The organism is Rubritepida flocculans DSM 14296 (assembly GCF_000425365.1).
Taxonomy (GTDB): Bacteria; Pseudomonadota; Alphaproteobacteria; order Acetobacterales; family Acetobacteraceae; genus Roseococcus; species Roseococcus flocculans.
The window spans coordinates 1-2,142 of the sequence record NZ_AUDH01000064.1 but is presented as its reverse complement, the minus strand read 5'-3'; the positions used below and the strand labels follow the sequence as shown (position 1 = coordinate 2,142).

At 69.7% G+C, this 2,142-nt stretch carries 4 protein-coding genes; 2 read left to right on the top strand and 2 right to left on the bottom strand.

The genetic code is table 11. The features are described from left to right. A partial coding sequence (locus H596_RS24915; RefSeq protein WP_027286178.1) for a phage major capsid protein occupies window positions 1-579 on the top strand: 579 nt, incomplete at its 5' end. A gap of 16 nt (window positions 580-595) precedes the next feature. Here the strand turns inward: H596_RS24915 and H596_RS0118785 are convergent. Continuing rightward, entirely contained in the window at window positions 596-823 is a 228-nt protein-coding gene (locus tag H596_RS0118785; protein WP_027286177.1) for a GDCCVxC domain-containing (seleno)protein, read from the bottom strand. A gap of 11 nt (window positions 824-834) precedes the next feature. Next, window positions 835-1,182: a hypothetical protein gene (locus H596_RS23180; RefSeq protein ID WP_051213433.1), complete on the bottom strand. Its 348-nt coding sequence runs from the start codon at window positions 1,180-1,182 to the stop codon at window positions 835-837. A 134-nt stretch (window positions 1,183-1,316) separates the two neighbouring features. Between H596_RS23180 and H596_RS22485 the strand changes: the two genes are divergently transcribed. Then, complete coding sequence (locus H596_RS22485) at window positions 1,317-1,790, top strand: DUF2190 family protein (RefSeq protein WP_084603030.1); 474 nt, start codon at window positions 1,317-1,319, stop codon at window positions 1,788-1,790. The last annotated feature ends 352 nt before the right edge of the window (window positions 1,791-2,142 follow it).

The following is a 2,142-nucleotide window of genomic DNA, read 5'->3' as shown; positions in this document are numbered from 1 at the left end:
GACTTCGCCTCCATGATCGGCCGCCGCGTCGCCGAGTTCGAGAACGCCACCGCCTACAACCTGCTCAACAGCGCCAACGGCGACGGCCCGACGCTCGCCACCGGCAACGCGCCCGTGTTCGCCACCGCTGCCGCACGCGCCAACAAGGCCGGCACCGGCACGCCGCTCGACACCGCGACCATCGGCGCCGGCCGCGCCGCCATCATGAGGCAGCGCAGCCTCGACGGGCTGCCCATCTCCACGGGCCAGACCATGCGGCTGCTGGTCGGGCCGAACCTCGAGCTGGCGGCGCGGCAGGCGACGGTGCCGGTGGCGGCGACGCAGACCAGCAACGCGAATGTCTTCGCCGGCTTCGTGCAGCCGGTGGTCGAGCCGCTGATCCCGGCCAACCGCTGGTATCTCTTCTCCGACCCGGTCGCGGCGCCGGTCTACGTCTACGGCTACCTCAACGGCGCCGAGGGGCCGCAGGTCACCACCGGGCCCGTCCAGGGCGCGGACGGCGTCGAGGTCAGCGTGATCTTCGATTTCGGCGTCGGCGCCATCGACTGGCGCGGCGCCTGGTTCAACCCGGGGACCTGATCACGCGAAGCCCTCGTCAGGAGGTGCCGCAGCAGGATCCGCTGCGGCCCTCGGCGCGGGCCTCCTGAATGGGCGGACAGGGCACGTCGCCGTAGGAGCAATAGACGCAGCAGTCGCCAGGCTTCGGGCGGAGCACGGCGCCGCAGCCCTTGCAATCGTAGAACCACTGGCAGGCGTTGGTCGGCATCGTCTCCTGCTGCACATGCCCGCAGTGCGGGCAGGTGATCGTCGAGATCAGGGGCACCGCCATCCGCCTCATCCCGCCGCCAGAGTGAGCCCGGCCAGCCCGCCGCCGAGCATGACCAGGCCGATCAGCGGCAGCCGGAACCCGACCCTCGTGCAGAGGCCCTGATCGCAGCCCGGCGCGCCCCGCGGTCCGGTCACCAGAAGGGCGAGCACCAGCGCCGCCGCGCCGCCCCACAGCAACTCGCGCTGCCACGGGCCGGCGACGACAGCAATATCCAGCATCCAGATGCCGCCGGCGATGCCGAGGGTGGCGAACGCCATGGGCAGCGCGCAGCAGGCAGCCGCAGCGAGCGTCGCGCCGAAGCCGCCGAGCGCAAGCAGGGCAGCGCCGATGGCCCGACCAAGGGCGCGGGCCATGCCGGCGGAAGGTCTTGCCTCGCCTGGTTGCTCCCGCGCCATCCGCATCTCGTCTCCGCGAAGGTCCTATCCACCAGTCCGAGCAGACCTCGGACCAAGTCCCATCCCTCTCTACCATCCTGGGAGACCTCCCCATGCGCAACTGCCTCCGTCCCGACGCCCGCTCCATCCCGATGGTGGTGCCCTACACGGGCGGCATCCTCGCCGGCCAGGGCCTGCTGGTCGGCGCCTTCTTCGGGGTGGCGGCCTCCGACGCCGCCCAGAACGCTACCGTCGAGTGCGAGACCCGCGGCGAGTTCGAGCTGCCGAAGGAGCCCGCGCTCGCCATCACCCAGGGCGCGCGGGTGTTCTGGGACGATGCCAACCGCCGCATCACCACCACCGCGATTGGGTCCTCCCCTCATGCGGCGTCTCCCGCGGTCCGCGCGCTTTCGGGGCCGGCTCTCCACCTTTCACGATATCAATCAACGAGCATGATAGATGCATTACGCTGCGCACCTGCTCGCAGCCGCACTTCGCGCACCACTACGACGTCCCCCAGCGCGACCGGCCGGTTCCAGTCCGTCGCCCCCGAGCGGCGTCTCCGAGCCTTGTCGACACTCGCCTAGGGCGAGCGCCGAACAATCTTAGCCGCTTTCGACAAGTCATTGTCGTGGATGCGGTCGTCGAGGATCGCACCCGTGTCAGCGAGACTGCCAACCTCATGCAGAAAGAGGCGACGCTGGCGCGCTTTGCGGGTCCGGATGCGTCACAATGGTTACACCAGCATGCTCAATGCGAATGGCCAAGCGCCGCGCGAGCAGCTGGTTCGCGACCGCTCGCAGTAGGACCTATGTGGTGCACTTCGGTACCGACTGGGCGGCTGAGTGACCGTTTGAGAAAGGCTTGGCGCGGCGCGACCGAGGGTGATTCAAGCTCGGGATGTGGACCCGAGAGACCCGAGGCCGGATGGCCGAGCTT